Raw genomic sequence first — 14,004 nt, forward strand, 5'->3', positions numbered from 1 at the left:
GTTCAGTCGCGGGCGAGTGCTTCGGCCAACGCCTGCTCGACGGTCGGCGTGCTGAACGTGAAGCCGTCGTCCAAGAGCCGACGAGGTTCGACGCGCTGATCACTCAGTAGCAGTCCGTCGGCGGCGTCGCCGAGGAGCGCCTTCAAGGCGAACGTCGGGACGCGCAGCAGATAGGGCCGGTTCATCCGTCTGGCGAGCTCGAACATGAGGTCGTCGGCGCGGGCGGCCTGCGGGCCGCACAGGTTCACCGGTCCGGAGAGCGTCGAGGTCAGCAGGTGGGTGATCGCCCGGACCTCGTCCTGCAGCCCGATCCACGGCCAGAACTGGCGGCCCGAACCGAGCGGCCCGGCGACCCCGAACCGGGTGAGCGGTGCCAGCGGCTTGAGCACGCCTGCCAGGTCGACGACGATGCCGTTGCGGAGCAGCACGGTGCGGACGGCGTCGGGCGCCGCGAGCGCCGAGTCCTCCCAGGCGACGACGACGTCGGCGAGGAATCCGGCCCCTCTGGAGGAGTCCTCCGTGAGGGTCTCTCCGGGACGGTCGCCGTAGTACCCGACCGCCGAACCACTGAGGAAGGCGGCCGGTGGCTGCTCCGCCCGATTCATGGCGTCGACGAGGGTCCGGGTGGCGCTGAGTCGTGACCAGAGGATCGTGGATCGGTAGGCCGCCGTCCACGGCAGCTTGCCCAGGGAGGCGCCGGAGAGGTTGACGACCGCGTCGGCGCCGCTCAGGACTCGCGGGTCCAGCGTTCCTGCCAGCGGATCCCACTCCGCTTCTCCGGCACCGCGCGCCGGACGTCGTACGAGCCGGACGACCTCATGGCCGTCGGTCTCGAGGGAGCGCCCGAGCGCCGTTCCGATGAGCCCGGAGGCCCCGCCGATCACGATGCGCATGCGCGTCGCCTTCCTGGTCGTGCTGCTGGACGGTGGTGGTTACGCGAGGCTGGCTTCGAGGGTGATCGGGATGCCGGCGAGCGCCTGCGAGACCGGGCAGCCGTCCTTCGCCGCCGTGGCGATGCGCTCGAAGTCGGCCTCGGAGATGCCGGGGACGACCGCGCTGACGAGCAGGTGGCTGCCGGTGATGCCGGTGCCGGGGGTGAAGGAGACCGCTGCGGTCGCCTGGATGCGCTCCGGCGGGAATCCGGCGCTCGTGAGTTCGTTGGCGAACGCCATCGAGTAGCAGGAGGCGTGCGCAGCCCCGAGCAGTTCCTCCGGGGTCGTCGTCGTGTTGGATCCCTCGGAGCGTGCCTTCCAGTCGACCGCGAACTCGGCCGCCTCGGAGGTGTCGAGGCTCGTGTGCCCCGATCCCTCGAAGAGCGTGCCGTTCCAAACCGTCGTGGCTTCGCTTGTTACCGCCATGGTGCAACCTCCATCGTCGGGCCGTGCAGGAGCGCATCGGCGCTGGTGTTCGTGGGGTCAGCCTAACCGGATCGACCTGGACGGTCACCCCGTCGACAAACGGTGTCGTCAGGTGCTTCGGGCCGCCGTCATGCCTGTCGCCCGACGACACGGGCGCGGAGGAGGAGCACATACAGGCGGCAGCCGAGGCAGAACCCGAACGCCGCGTTGAGGAAGGCGGCGACGAACGCGGCACCGGCGGAGACGGCGAGGGATCCCGGCACCCCGATGAGGTGCAGCACGAGTCCGATCGCGACCACCACCAGGCCGACGCCCTGGGCGAAGGTCGGTGGTTCAGGTACCTCGAGTTCGGTGGGCGGGCCGAGCCTCGGGCGGATGAGGTGTCGGAAGACGACGCCGTACGGATGGCGTCGGATCCCGGCGAACGCGCCCCACGCGAACAGGGCTGCGATGACGGCGACGAGGACGAAGGCCGGTTGGCCCGCCCGCGCTGGCGGCGTGTCGGCGAGCGGCGCCGTCAGCGCGAGGAAGACGGCGACGAGGAGGAGCACGGCGGTCACGGTCGCGCCGAACCGCGGGCTGCGCGGGTCGATGCCGGTCGGCTGTGCTGCTGGAGGGTTCGAGGTCATGCCGGTCTCCCGAGGACGGATCGCAGCTCGCCGGCGAGCACCGCACGGCGTGCGGCCCCGGAGAACCGACCGCGCACGACCCCGGCGCGGTCGAGGAGGAGGACAGTGGGCGTCTGCAGGACGGCGAAGCGGTCCGCGAGGTCGGGACGGTGGGTCAGGTCGACGTCGAGGACGCCCACGCCCGCCTCCCCGTCGGCCAGCTCGTGCAGCAGTCGTCTGGTGCCGGGGCACAGGGCACAGAACTCGGTGCTGAACTGCACCAGGGTGGCCGATCGGCCGAGCGGAGTGGTCGTCCCGAGTGCCGCCGGCGAGAGGCGGTCGCCGTCGGTGCGGTGCGTCGCACGCCCGCTCCGTGCACGCACGATCAGACCCACCGCCGTCGTGAACAGGACGAGGACGAGGATCAGCGAGAGGGCGGCCGGCGGGTGCATGGTGTCCGTCAGCATAGGGTCCGGGTACCGGTCCCTGAGCCTCTGTGACGCGAGGTGACGCCTGTGCGGATGGTGACCCGCACGGGGGAAACCCGATAGCCTGAGAGCGTGTCGCGTGCAGAGAACCCCTTCGGTCAAGTCCTCGTCGCCCTGGTGACGCCGTTCACCGCCGACGGCGAGGTCGACTGGAAGGCCGTCGAGCGACACATCGACGACGTCGTGACCGCGGGGGCCGACGGCATCGTCGTCACCGGCACCACGGGTGAGACGTCGACGCTGACGGACCCGGAGAAGGTGAAGCTCGTCGAGGTCGGCAAGGCCGTCGCGGGCGGGCGCGCGAAGATCATCACCGGTGGTGGCTCCAACGAGACGGCCCACGCGATCGAGCTCGCGAAGAAGAGCGAGCAGGCGGGCGCCGACGGCAACATGATCGTCACCCCGTACTACAACAAGCCCACCCAGGCCGGCGTGCTCACCCACTTCCGCATGATCGCCGACTCCACGGATCTGCCCGTCATCCTCTACGACATCCCGGGGCGGACCGGCATCCCCATCACCTACGAGACGATCCTGCGCGCGGCCAAACACCCGAACATCCTCGCGGTGAAGGACGCCAAGGGCGACCTCAGTGAGGTGAGCCGGGTCATGAACCAGACGGACCTCATGTACTTCGCGGGCGACGACGCCAACGCGCTGCCGACGCTCGCCATCGGCGGCACCGGCCTCATCGGCGTCACGGCCAACATCGCGCCCACGCCCTACCGACACATGGTCGACGCGGTGAACTCCGGTGACCTCGTCGCGGCGACCGCCGCGCACCGGCAGCTCGAGCCGCTCGTGCGCGCGGTCATGACCCACGTCCCCGGCACCGTCGCCGCCAAATACATCTTGCACGGCCTCGGCCGGATCCAGAGCCCGCGGGTGCGTCTTCCGCTGGTCGGTCCGGAGGAGTGGGAGGCCGCGCAGATCGAGGATGAGATCGACCTGGTGAAGGACATCCCAGGCGTCGACTTCCGCAACTTCCGGCCAGACCGCAACGCCGCCGCCGGTGGCGCGCTGCCCAAGGTCGCCGGTACGACTCGCTAGACAAACCAGAGGGGGGCTACATGCCCAATACCATCATCGATCCGCCAGTCCTCGAACCGGGGACGCTCCGCGTCATCCCCATCGGAGGACTCGGCGAGATCGGCAGGAACATGACCTGCTTCGAGATCGACGGCAAGATCCTGATCGTCGACTGCGGCGTGCTCTTCCCCGAAGAACACCAGCCGGGCGTCGACCTGATCCTTCCCGATTTCACCTCCATCAAGGACCGGCTCGACGACATCGTCGGGGTCGTGCTCACGCACGGTCACGAGGACCACATCGGCGCCGTGCCCTACCTCCTGAAGCTCCGCAAGGACATCCCGCTGATCGGTTCCGGCCTGACGCTCGCGCTCATCGAAGCGAAGCTCAAGGAACACCGCATCGTCCCCTACACCCTGCCGGTGAAGGAGGGCCAGATCGAGGCGCTGGGGCCGTTCGACCTCGAGTTCGTCGCGGTCAACCACTCGATCCCGGACGCGCTCGCGGTGTTCATCGACACCGACGCCGGCACGGTCCTCGTGACCGGTGACTTCAAGATGGACCAGTTGCCGCTGGACGGCCGCCTGACGGACCTCCGCGCCTTCGCCCGCCTCGGTGAAGAAGGCGTCGACCTCTTCCTCGTCGACTCGACGAACGCCGACGTTCCGGGATTCACGCCGCTCGAGCGGTCCATCGGGCCGGTCCTCGACCAGGTCATCGCGAAGTCCGAGCGCCGCGTCATCGTCGCGAGCTTCTCGAGTCACGTGCACCGCGTCCAGCAGGTCCTCGACGCGGCTCACACCCACGGACGGCGGGTGGCGTTCCTCGGTCGTTCCATGGTGCGCAACATGGGTATCGCAGCAGACCTCGGGTACCTGAACGTCCCCGAGGGCCTGCTCATCGACTACAAGAAGGCGAAAGACCTCCCCGAGGACAAGATCGTCTACATGTCGACCGGGTCGCAGGGCGAGCCGATGGCCGTCCTCAGCCGGATGGCGAACCTCGACCACGCGATCGAACCGGGCCCGGGCGACACCGTCATCCTCGCCTCGAGCCTGATCCCTGGCAATGAGAACGCGGTCTACCGGGTCATCGACGGCCTGACGAAGCTCGGCGCCACCGTCGTCCACAAGGGCAACGCGAAGGTCCACGTCTCCGGTCACGCGGCCGCCGGTGAGCTGCTGTACTGCTACAACATCCTCCAGCCGAAGAACGTGCTCCCGGTCCACGGTGAGTACCGTCACCTCGTCGCGAACCAGAAGCTCGCGATCGACAGCGGTGTCCCGGCGCAGAACACCTTCATCGGCGAGGACGGCATCGTCATCGACTTGAAGGACGGCGTCGCGAAGGTCGTCGGGCAGCTCGACGTCGGGCTCGTCTACGTCGACGGCTCGACCGTCGGCGAGATCACCGACGCCGACCTCAAGGACCGTCGCATCCTGGCGGAGGAGGGCTTCATCTCGGTCATCGTCGTCGTCGACTCGAAGACCGGGCACATCATCTCCGGTCCCGAGGTGCACGCGAAGGGCTTCGCCGAGGACGACAAGGTCTTCGCCGACATCAAGCCGAAGGTCGCGAAGGCACTCGCCGAGGCGGCGGAGAACGGCGTCCGCGACACGCACGCGCTGTCGCAGGTGATCCGTCGGACCGTCGGCCGCTGGGTCAACACGTCCTTCCGTCGCCGCCCGATGATCGTCCCGCTCGTCATCGAGGCCTGATCACCGGACGGGTCCGCTCGGTCCCACCCGCCAGGAGGCGGTCGGACATCATCCGCGAGGGTGATGTCCGGCCGCCTTCCGCGTTGCTACCTTGGAACCTCCTATGGCCGCTCGTCACTCCGACTGCGGTGGATTCCGGAGGTCGGCGTGGGCATTGTCCGCACCTGGGTGTTCCCCATTCTGAAACTGCTCGTCTTCAGCGCGATCGCGGTGGCGCTCGTGAAGGTCGCGTTCTTCCCGGACGCACCGCAGGAGGAGGGGCCGACGCAGCCGACCGGGAGCCTCGTGGAACCACAGGTCCAGGCGGCGCTCGGCACCGTGGTCAACACCGTCTCGGTGGAGGGCCAGGTCGTCGCCGACCCGGCCAGCACGGCGAAGTCGACCGTCGCCGGCACCGTCGACGAGGTGTTCGCCGCCAAGGGGGCCGTCCTCGCGGAGGGTGATCCCATCCTCGACGTCAAGACCATCGACGAGGAGGGCAAGGAGCGGTACGTGCAGGTGACCGCGCCGGTCGCGGGCACTCTCGGCAACGTCAAGCTCATCCACGGGCAGTCGGTCCAGATCGGCGACGCGGTTGCGCAGGTGTCGCCGGCCACGTTCTCCATCACCGGGGCGTTGAGCGCCGACAAGCAGTACCGTCTGCTCACCATCCCCGGCGAGGCGACGGTCACCATCAACGGCGGCCCGGCCCCGTTCGTCTGTCCGGCCGTCCGCGTCACGACGCCGTCGAGCGGCGGCGACGAGGAGGAGCCGACGACGGGCGGTGGATCCGGGCAGACACCCGGTGGCAGCGGAACCTCCGTCACCTGCGCGGTGCCCGGTGATGTCCGGGTGTTCGCCGGACTCGCCGCGACGATCGAACTCGCGGGCGGTGTCGCCGAGAACGTCCTCGTGCTCCCGACGACCGCGGTCAAGGGTTCGGCAGGAACCGGGACCGTCTGGGTCGTCGGCGCCGACGGTGCCCAGGAGGAACGGTCGGTCACGCTGGGACTGAACGACGGGCAGCAGGTGCAGATCGTCGACGGCGTCGCCGAAGGTGACTCGGTGCTCCAGTTCGTCCCCGGAGCCGTCGCGCCCGCGCCCGAGGGATGCACGACGCTTCCGGACGGCAGCATGGCTTGCGACGGGTCGGTCGGGTGACGCTCCTCGAACTCCGCGGCGTCACCAGGGTCGTCCAGATCCCCGATGCGCCGCCGCTGACGATCCTCGACGGCGTCGACCTCGAGGTGCACGAGGGCGATCGCGTCTCCATCGTCGGCCGATCGGGTTCGGGCAAGTCGACGCTCCTGAACCTCCTCGGCCTGCTCGACAAGCCGACCTCCGGGTCGCTCGTCTTCGACGGTCGACCTGCGGAACGCCTCGGCTCCGGTGCGCGCGACCGACTGCGCGGCGCCCAGATCGGATTCGTCTTCCAACAGTTCAACCTCCTGCCCGGCCGGACCGCGCTCGAGAACGTGACGACGCCGCTCCTGTATGCCGGCGGACGCTCGTTCTGGCGCCGTCGGGAGATCGCCGCCGCGATGCTCGAACGCGTCGGACTCGGCGACCGCCTCGACGCGATGCCCACGAAACTGTCCGGCGGCGAACAGCAGCGCGTCGCCATCGCACGGTCACTGGTCCGTGGGCCACGGCTCATCCTCGCGGACGAGCCGACCGGCGCACTCGACGTCGAGACCGGCACCTCCGTCATGTCCCTGCTCGATGAGGTGGCGTCCTCCACGGGGGCCGCCCTCGTGACGATCACCCACGACCGGGCCATCGCCCGACTCGCGACGACCCACCACCGTCTCGATCACGGCGTGCTCACCCCCGATCACGAACTGGAGGCCACGGATGTCTAGGATCCTGACCTCGATCGTCGGAGCGGTCGTCGAGGCCGCCCAGGAGCTGCGGATCCATCGTGGCCGGGTCATCCTCTCGCTCATCGGCGTCGGTGTCGCGGTGTGCGCCCTCACGAGCATGGTCGGCATGTCGTCGCTCGCGGCGCAGGCCCAGACCGAGTCGCAGGAACGCTACGGCGGCCGACCCGCCACGCTCATGGCGTCGGTCTACGGCACGGGAGTGGAGCAGCCCGACCCGGAGCTGTACATCACGGCGGTGCACGACCTCGCCGAGCGGTACGGCATCGGGTACGTCTCGCAATCCGGGAGCACCCAGTTGAACGTGCAGTTCGCCGACGGGACCGTGCCGGTACCCGCGACCGTCGTCGATGTCCCCTACGGCGAGATGCACCGCATCAGACTCGACGAGGGCACCTGGTTCCAGGAGGACGACGGCGACCGCCTCGCACCCGCGATCGTCGTGAACCCGGCGTTCTGGCAGCGCCTCGGGTCGCCGCCCATCGAGACGCACCCGACGGTCACCGTCCACGGTGAACATCCGGTCACGGCCGTGGTCGTCGGGGTGTACGCCAGCAATGAGTGGGACACCGAACCGCAGCTGTCGATCCTGCCCGCGGGGACGGCGCTCATCGGTCCGGCGGCCGGCGCCGAGGAGGGCATGGGCCAGCCCGGTCAGCTGCCGCAGTTCGAGTTCTGGGTCCCGAACGCGGACGCAGAGGCCTTCATCCAGCGGATCCAGTCCGACCTGCGTGCCGAACTCGGCGACGCGTACGGCGTCGAGGTGTTCCGCAACGACTTCGGCCAGACGGGAGAGGACCCGCTCCTGTCGTTGAAGCTCGTGGTCGGTGCCGTCGCCGGACTCATCCTCCTGCTCGGAGCCCTCGGGCTGATCAACCTCTCGCTCGTCACCGTCCGCCAGCGCATCCGCGAGATCGGGATCCGACGCAGTTTCGGGGCGACCGCGCCGCGCGTGTTCTTCGCCGTGATGATGGAGAGTGTCGTCGCCACCTTCATCGCCGGGGTGATCGGTGTCATGCTCGCCGTCGCCGTCGTGAAGAGTCCGATCGTCGAGCAGTTCATCGGTCAAGGGCTCGTGACGGACTTCCCGCCGTTCCCCATCGAGGCGGCGGTCCTCGGGCTGGTCTGCGCGACGGCCGTCGGCGCGATCGCCGGGCTCCTCCCGGCGCTCGTCGCCGTCCGCGTGAAGGTGATCGACGCCATCCGGTACTGAGCGCCGGCGACCCCTCACGCGTCATCTGCTCGAAACACCGTTGGCGTACCATCCGTCCATGGCGGTCTACTCGATCCGCGAAGCCGCGGTGGCTGATGTGCGCGTCCTCACCGACATGCTGGTCGAGGCGGCGAACTGGAACGCCGTCGCGCCCCGTCCCCGGTCCGCCGTCCTCGCCGATGCGCAGCACACCCGGTACGTGCACGGGTGGCGTCGCCCCGGCGACGCCGGGGTCGTCGCCGTCGGGCAGGACGGCGCGCCGGTCGGGGCGTGCTGGTATCGACTCTTCCCGTCCGATGCACCCGGGTTCGGGTACGTGGCGGGCGGCGTCCCCGAACTCATCCTGGGGGTCAGTCCGATCCACCGCGCACAGGGCGTCGGACGGCAGTTGCTCCGCGCGACCGTGCAGCTCGCCAGAGCGGTCGGGTACCAGCGCATCAGCCTGAGCGTGGAGCGCGCGAACCACGCCGTCTCGCTGTACCGCACCGAGGGGTTCGCGACCGTGGACCGGCGGGGGAGCCGCGACACGATGGTCCTGAATCTGCGCTGACCGCCCGGCGGATCGCGGATCGTGGACACCCCGCCAGCTTGCCGGGCTGCGTCGGTGGCGACGAGTACCGTGAACGCATGGCCGCACGTTCCAACTCGACCAGCCGTTCGCGCAGCGCTTCCTCGCCGAGCGGCGCTTCGTCGCGCACCACGAGCACGAAGACGAACACCAAAGCCGGCCCCAAGGCGGGCGCGTCGACGACGAAGCAGCAGAAGACCGTCGCCTATCCGGCCGCCGAGGAGCAGCGCAGTGTGCTGACCTCGATGTGGCTCGGTCTCGCGCACGGCGTCGGTGGAGCGGTCCGCGCCCTCGGTCCCGAGCGCATCGCCAAGGAGGACCGTCGCGACGGCTTCCCCTTCCTGCTCTTCCTGCTCGCCGTCGTCGGTGCCGTCGTCGAGTGGTTCGGCGCGGCCGACCCGGTCGCCCAGATCTTCGACGCCTGGTCGTTCGGAGGCCTCTTCGGCCGACTCGCCTTCGTGCTCCCGGTCATCATGATCGTCTTCGCGGTCTGGCTGTTCCGGCACCCGGCCTCGGTCGACGACAACGGCCGCATCAGCATCGGCCTCGGTCTGCTCCTGATCAGCATCTCGGCGCTCTGCCACATCCACGGTGGCCAGCCGAACCCGAGTCAGGGCCTGCCCGCGTTGGCGCAGGCCGGCGGTCTCCTCGGGTGGATCCTCGGCGCTCCGCTCGCCGCGATCATCACCCCGATCGGCGCGACCGTCCTCATCTCGCTCCTGATCCTCCTCAGTCTCTTCATCGTGACGAAGACGCCCCCGAACCGCGTCGGTGCCCGCGTGCGGCAGTTCTCCACCTGGATGTTCGGCGAGCAGCCGGAGGCACCTGAGGGAGAGCCCGCAGAGCCGAAGCGTGCGCGGACGAAGCGACTCGACGACCTCGATGAGGAACCCGACGAGCCGGCGGCCCTGCCGTGGTGGCGTCGCAACACGAGCCGCCGCGAGGACGACCCGACGTTCGAGGACCCGCTCATGGGCGACAACATGACCGAGCTCCTCGGTCTCGAGAAGCCGTCCGGCGGATTCGACTCGCCGCTCGAACCGGTGGCCGCGCCTGCCGCGTCGCCGAAAGCCGCGCCGGTGCACGACGCCTTCGGCTCCGAGCTCCTCGGCGACCTCGAAGCGGCGGAGAGCGCCGTCAAGCGGTTCAACACGGGCGAGATCAAGCCGCAGACGGGTCTGCACGACGACAGCATCCCCGGCGCGACGGAGGTCATCGAAGACCTCGACCCCGCGCTCCTCGGTGCACCCGACCAGATCGACTTCTCGGCGCGCCCGATGGCGCAGCAGGGCCAGGACGACACGCCCTACCGTCTCCCGTCCGCAGGGACACTGGCTGCGGGGGAGCCCGCGAAGACCCACAGCGCCGCCAACGACGAAGCGGTCGCCGCGATCACGAGCGTCCTCGACCAGTTCGGCGTCGACGCGAAGGTCACCGGCTTCTCCCGCGGCCCGACCGTGACGCAGTACGAGATCGAGCTCGGCCCGGGCGTCAAGGTCGAGCGCGTGACGGCGCTCAGCAAGAACCTCTCCTACGCCGTGGCGTCCAACGAGGTCCGCATCCTCTCGCCCATCCCGGGGAAGAGCGCCATCGGTATCGAGATCCCGAACACCGACCGCGAGATCGTCACCCTCGGCGACATCCTGCGGTCGACGGCGGCCACGAACAGCAACCACCCGATGACGATCGGCGTCGGCAAGGACGTCGGCGGCGGCTACGTCGTCGCGAACCTCGCGAAGATGCCGCACCTCCTGGTCGCCGGCTCGACCGGCTCCGGGAAGTCGGTCTTCGTCAACTCGATGATCACCTCGCTGCTCATGCGCGCCAAGCCGAGTGAGGTGCGCATGGTCCTCATCGACCCCAAGCGCGTCGAGCTCGCGCCGTACGCGGGCGTCCCGCACCTCATCACGCCCATCATCACGAACCCGAAGAAGGCGGCGGAAGCGCTGCAGTGGGTCGTGAAGGAGATGGACATGCGGTACGACGACCTCGCGAGCTTCGGCTACCGGCACATCGACGACTTCAACAAGGCCGTCGTGGCAGGCGAGATCGTCCTCCCCGCGGGAAGCGAACGCGTGCTGAAGCCCTACCCGTACCTGCTGGTCGTCGTCGACGAGCTCGCCGACCTGATGATGGTCGCGCCCCGCGACGTCGAGGACTCGATCGTCCGCATCACGCAGCTGGCCCGTGCGTCCGGAATCCACCTCGTCCTCGCGACGCAGCGTCCGTCGGTCGACGTCGTCACCGGCCTCATCAAGGCGAACGTCCCCTCCCGCCTCGCCTTCGCCGTCACGAGCGTCACCGACTCGCGGGTCATCCTCGACCAGCCGGGCGCCGACAAGCTCATCGGCCAGGGTGACGCCCTGTTCCTGCCGATGGGCGCGAACAAGTCCATCCGCGTGCAGGGTGCCTGGGTCGGCGAGAACGAGATCCAGCGGGTCGTCGAGCATGTCACCAACCAGGCGCGGCCGGAGTACCGGAAGGACGTCCAGGCCGTCGCGGAGCGCAAGGAGATCGACGCGGACATCGGCGACGACCTCGAACTGCTGCTCGCCGCAGCGGAGCTCGTGGTATCGACGCAGTTCGGATCGACCTCGATGCTGCAGCGGAAGCTCCGGGTCGGTTTCGCGAAGGCCGGCCGGCTCATGGACCTCATGGAGTCCCGCGAGATCGTCGGCCCGTCCGAGGGCTCGAAGGCCCGAGACGTCCTCGTCACCGCCGAGCAGCTGCCGGGCGTCCTGGCCCGCCTGCGCGGCGAGGACGACGGCTCGGCCGCTCCGGCCCCCGCGGCGGCGGCGTCGACAGCAGCTGCGGCCGCTCCGGTCGTCGGCGCTGCCGGCGGCGTCGAGCCCGACCCCTACGGCGCGGACCCGGTCGAGGCCCAGTTCCAGGACTATCCTGAGGTCGAGGGCGGTTCTGACGAAGACGCCTGGAGTCTCACCGGTCGGGAGTAGACATGACGGCATCGAACGCGTCGGCTGCTGAGCCGCGCATCTCGAACTGGAACCTCCCGAACGCGATCACCGTGGCGAGGATCGTGCTCGCGCCCGTGTTCATGTGGATGCTGCTGGCGGACGACGGTTCCGACGGCGCACTGCGGTGGTGGGCGGCCCTGCTCTTCGTCGTCGCGATCGCGAGCGACGGCATCGACGGACACATCGCCCGCAGTCGCAACCTCGTGACGGACCTCGGCAAGATCCTCGACCCGATCGCCGACAAGGTGCTGACGGGTGGAGCGCTCGTCGCGTTGTCGATCCTCGGCGAACTGCCGTGGTGGGTCACGATCGTCGTGCTCGTGCGCGAGATCGGCATCACCGTCCATCGCTTCATCGTGATCTCCGACCATGTCGTGGCCGCCGCGTGGATGGGGAAGCTCAAGACCCTGGCCCAGGCCGTCGCGATCTCGCTCGCCCTCGCGCCGTTCTGGGTGCTCCTCGGTGACTGGGTGCTCTGGGTGAACGCGGTGTTCATGACCATCGCCGTGCTCCTGACCATCGCGAGCGGCATCGACTACGTCGTCACCGCCGTCCGCGGGTCGCGCGCCGACCGGCAGGTCAAGCGATGACGTCCGATGCCGTCGAGTCGGCCGACGCCGGTGCCGCCTCGGCGGTCCACGCCCTCATCGACGCCCGGTTGACGATCGGTGTCGCGGAGTCCCTGACCGGCGGGCTGCTGGCCGCGGCGCTCATCAGCGTCCCCGGCGCGTCCGCAACGGTCCGAGGCGGTGTGGTCGCGTACGACACCCGCCTGAAGCACTCGTTGCTCGGAGTCGACGCCGGCCTCCTCGCGCTCCACGGTGCCGTGCACCCGGAGGTGGCCCTGCAGATGGCCGACGGCGCGCGCCGTGCCCTGGCGATCGACGGGCTTCCAGCCGACGTCGGTATCGCGACGACCGGCGTCGCCGGACCGGACCCGCAGGACGGCCAGGCCGTCGGGACGGTCTTCGTGGGCATCGTGACGCGAGCGGGTGGACGGGTGGTGCCGCTCACCCTCGACGGAGGCCGTCAGGAGATCCGACACCGGACCGTCGAGCTCGCGTTGGAGGCGCTCGTTCGCGAACTCGGCGCACTCGAGTGAACGCCGACTCCGATCGGCGGAATACCGTCCGTTTCCATCGCGTTACAGATGACGTATTCACAAGAAAAGCCCAGTGATCCTGGTTACTGTTCGGCATACGGTGGTTGTAATGTTGGCCATCCACGAACGAGACGGCGATCAGCTGGGACGACGTGAATCCGCGTTGCAGAAGCAGAGCGCTGTACGACATGAGGTCGTAGAGCACAGAGGGAGGGTCACGTGGTTCTAGTCCGTCAAGAGATCGGCGACGTGCTGAGGGACTTCCGGTTGCAGAAGGGTCGCACGCTGCGCCAGGTGGCGAGTAAGGCGAGCGTCGCACTCGGATACCTGAGCGAGGTCGAACGAGGCCAGAAGGAGGCATCGAGCGAGATCCTCGCCTCGGTGGCCGACGCCCTCGACACCCCCATCTCCGTCATCATGCGAGAGGTCGGTGACCGCCTCGCGGTCATCGAGGGTCTCTCCCCGAACATCCCGGACACCGTTCCGGACGAACTGGTCAACGAGCTGGACGAACTCGTCTCCCGCTGATCGAGCGAGCACGGCAGCAGAACGCCCCGGGATCCCTCTCCCGGGGCGTTTCCGCGTCCGGACGGACGACGGAGGAAGGGACAGGAGCAGGAATGAAGCTGAGTGAGTTCAGGACGGCCGTGGCCGACGAGTTCGGTGTGGCGTACGGAGCGGTGCTCACCGGTGACCTCGGACTCACCGAGTTCGGCTCGAAGACCGCCGAGGAGGCGTTGCGCGCGGGTGTCCCGCCCCGCGACGTCTGGATCGCGCTGTGTACCGCGACCGACGTGCCGGACGAGCGACGCCACGGTGTCGGACGGCTGCAGCCGGGCGCGTGACGCGTCCCGCCTCACGGGCGAAGTGGTCTTCGACACGCCGCCCGATCGGTATCGAACATCCGTTCTAGTGGTGCTAGTGTCCTCCACAGGATCATTCGTGAGTGCGTTCTGCACGGATCGGGTCGTCCATCGGCGCATGTCGGTGGTGGCGCGTACCGTCGGAGACACCAGGAACGACCGACGCCTTGTCGCCCTCGGGCCCCGATCTTCAGCAGAAGCGGGTCCCGGAACACGCGGCGAC

Annotated in this window: 15 protein-coding genes; 11 read left to right on the forward strand and 4 right to left on the reverse strand. The window is 69.1% G+C overall.

What is annotated here, in order from left to right; translation table 11 throughout:
- Positions 1–2: 2 nt before the first annotated feature.
- From HOW07_RS16240 to HOW07_RS16255, 4 genes are all read right to left on the reverse strand, one after another.
- Complete coding sequence (locus HOW07_RS16240; protein WP_071262312.1) at positions 3–893, reverse strand: TIGR01777 family oxidoreductase; 891 nt, start codon at positions 891–893, stop codon at positions 3–5.
- A 39-nt stretch (positions 894–932) separates the two neighbouring features.
- Positions 933–1,358, reverse strand: a complete 426-nt coding sequence (locus HOW07_RS16245; protein WP_064294452.1) for an OsmC family peroxiredoxin — start codon at positions 1,356–1,358, stop codon at positions 933–935.
- Between the two features lie 128 nt (positions 1,359–1,486).
- On the reverse strand, positions 1,487–1,987 hold the full coding sequence (locus HOW07_RS16250; RefSeq protein ID WP_121291752.1) for a DUF4395 domain-containing protein: 501 nt from the start codon (positions 1,985–1,987) through the stop codon (positions 1,487–1,489).
- Positions 1,984–2,433: a thioredoxin family protein gene (locus tag HOW07_RS16255; protein ID WP_254628425.1), complete on the reverse strand. Its 450-nt coding sequence runs from the start codon at positions 2,431–2,433 to the stop codon at positions 1,984–1,986. Before HOW07_RS16255 ends, HOW07_RS16250 begins: the two co-directional genes overlap by 4 nt.
- Before the next feature lie 93 nt (positions 2,434–2,526).
- Between HOW07_RS16255 and dapA the strand changes: the two genes are divergently transcribed.
- The 11 genes from dapA to HOW07_RS16310 all read left to right on the forward strand — a co-directional run bounded on the left by dapA (position 2,527) and on the right by HOW07_RS16310 (position 13,763).
- Positions 2,527–3,504: a 4-hydroxy-tetrahydrodipicolinate synthase gene (dapA, locus tag HOW07_RS16260; protein WP_064294450.1), complete on the forward strand. Its 978-nt coding sequence runs from the start codon at positions 2,527–2,529 to the stop codon at positions 3,502–3,504.
- A gap of 20 nt (positions 3,505–3,524) precedes the next feature.
- Positions 3,525–5,201, forward strand: coding sequence for a ribonuclease J (locus HOW07_RS16265; protein ID WP_121291751.1), 1,677 nt, complete (start codon positions 3,525–3,527; stop codon positions 5,199–5,201).
- Between the two features lie 147 nt (positions 5,202–5,348).
- Positions 5,349–6,341: a hypothetical protein gene (locus tag HOW07_RS16270; protein WP_175117827.1), complete on the forward strand. Its 993-nt coding sequence runs from the start codon at positions 5,349–5,351 to the stop codon at positions 6,339–6,341.
- A complete protein-coding gene (locus HOW07_RS16275) occupies positions 6,338–7,042 on the forward strand; it encodes an ABC transporter ATP-binding protein (protein ID WP_064294447.1) in 705 nt (234 codons plus the stop codon). The genes HOW07_RS16270 and HOW07_RS16275 overlap by 4 nt, the downstream gene beginning before the upstream one ends.
- Complete coding sequence (locus HOW07_RS16280; RefSeq protein ID WP_175117828.1) at positions 7,035–8,273, forward strand: ABC transporter permease; 1,239 nt, start codon at positions 7,035–7,037, stop codon at positions 8,271–8,273. The genes HOW07_RS16275 and HOW07_RS16280 overlap by 8 nt, the downstream gene beginning before the upstream one ends.
- A gap of 58 nt (positions 8,274–8,331) precedes the next feature.
- Positions 8,332–8,823 carry a GNAT family N-acetyltransferase gene (locus HOW07_RS16285; RefSeq protein ID WP_175117829.1) on the forward strand — a complete coding sequence of 164 codons (492 nt, stop codon included), beginning with the start codon at positions 8,332–8,334 and terminating at the stop codon, positions 8,821–8,823.
- Positions 8,824–8,900: 77 nt separating this feature from the next.
- A complete protein-coding gene (locus tag HOW07_RS16290; protein WP_175117830.1) occupies positions 8,901–11,795 on the forward strand; it encodes a DNA translocase FtsK in 2,895 nt (964 codons plus the stop codon).
- A gap of 2 nt (positions 11,796–11,797) precedes the next feature.
- The gene (gene pgsA, locus HOW07_RS16295; RefSeq protein WP_064294444.1) at positions 11,798–12,406 is read left to right on the forward strand and encodes a CDP-diacylglycerol--glycerol-3-phosphate 3-phosphatidyltransferase; all 609 of its coding nucleotides are present in this window, start codon (positions 11,798–11,800) and stop codon (positions 12,404–12,406) included.
- Positions 12,403–12,918, forward strand: a complete 516-nt coding sequence (locus tag HOW07_RS16300; RefSeq protein ID WP_121291748.1) for a CinA family protein — start codon at positions 12,403–12,405, stop codon at positions 12,916–12,918. Before pgsA ends, HOW07_RS16300 begins: the two co-directional genes overlap by 4 nt.
- Positions 12,919–13,137: 219 nt before the next feature.
- Positions 13,138–13,446, forward strand: a complete 309-nt coding sequence (locus HOW07_RS16305; RefSeq protein WP_056012120.1) for a helix-turn-helix domain-containing protein — start codon at positions 13,138–13,140, stop codon at positions 13,444–13,446.
- 92 nt (positions 13,447–13,538) lie between these two features.
- Positions 13,539–13,763: a DUF3046 domain-containing protein gene (locus HOW07_RS16310; RefSeq protein ID WP_064294442.1), complete on the forward strand. Its 225-nt coding sequence runs from the start codon at positions 13,539–13,541 to the stop codon at positions 13,761–13,763.
- The last annotated feature ends 241 nt before the right edge of the window (positions 13,764–14,004 follow it).

The sequence above is a fragment of the Plantibacter sp. MCCC 1A11337 genome, assembly GCF_013349365.1.
Taxonomy (GTDB): Bacteria; Actinomycetota; Actinomycetes; order Actinomycetales; family Microbacteriaceae; genus Plantibacter; species Plantibacter flavus_A.

Excerpts from the sequence above, each read along its gene's own strand:
- HOW07_RS16240 (WP_071262312.1), bottom strand. The coding sequence starts at position 893 with ATGCGCATCGTGATCGGCGGGGCCTCCGGGCTCATCGGAACGGCGCTC.
- HOW07_RS16245 (WP_064294452.1), bottom strand. The coding sequence starts at position 1,358 with ATGGCGGTAACAAGCGAAGCCACGACGGTTTGGAACGGCACGCTCTTC.
- HOW07_RS16250 (WP_121291752.1), bottom strand. The coding sequence starts at position 1,987 with ATGACCTCGAACCCTCCAGCAGCACAGCCGACCGGCATCGACCCGCGC.
- HOW07_RS16255 (WP_254628425.1), bottom strand. The coding sequence starts at position 2,433 with ATGCTGACGGACACCATGCACCCGCCGGCCGCCCTCTCGCTGATCCTC.
- HOW07_RS16265 (WP_121291751.1), top strand. The coding sequence starts at position 3,525 with ATGCCCAATACCATCATCGATCCGCCAGTCCTCGAACCGGGGACGCTC.
- HOW07_RS16280 (WP_175117828.1), top strand. The coding sequence starts at position 7,035 with ATGTCTAGGATCCTGACCTCGATCGTCGGAGCGGTCGTCGAGGCCGCC.
- HOW07_RS16285 (WP_175117829.1), top strand. The coding sequence starts at position 8,332 with ATGGCGGTCTACTCGATCCGCGAAGCCGCGGTGGCTGATGTGCGCGTC.
- HOW07_RS16290 (WP_175117830.1), top strand. The coding sequence starts at position 8,901 with ATGGCCGCACGTTCCAACTCGACCAGCCGTTCGCGCAGCGCTTCCTCG.
- pgsA (WP_064294444.1), top strand. The coding sequence starts at position 11,798 with ATGACGGCATCGAACGCGTCGGCTGCTGAGCCGCGCATCTCGAACTGG.
- HOW07_RS16300 (WP_121291748.1), top strand. The coding sequence starts at position 12,403 with ATGACGTCCGATGCCGTCGAGTCGGCCGACGCCGGTGCCGCCTCGGCG.
- HOW07_RS16310 (WP_064294442.1), top strand. The coding sequence starts at position 13,539 with ATGAAGCTGAGTGAGTTCAGGACGGCCGTGGCCGACGAGTTCGGTGTG.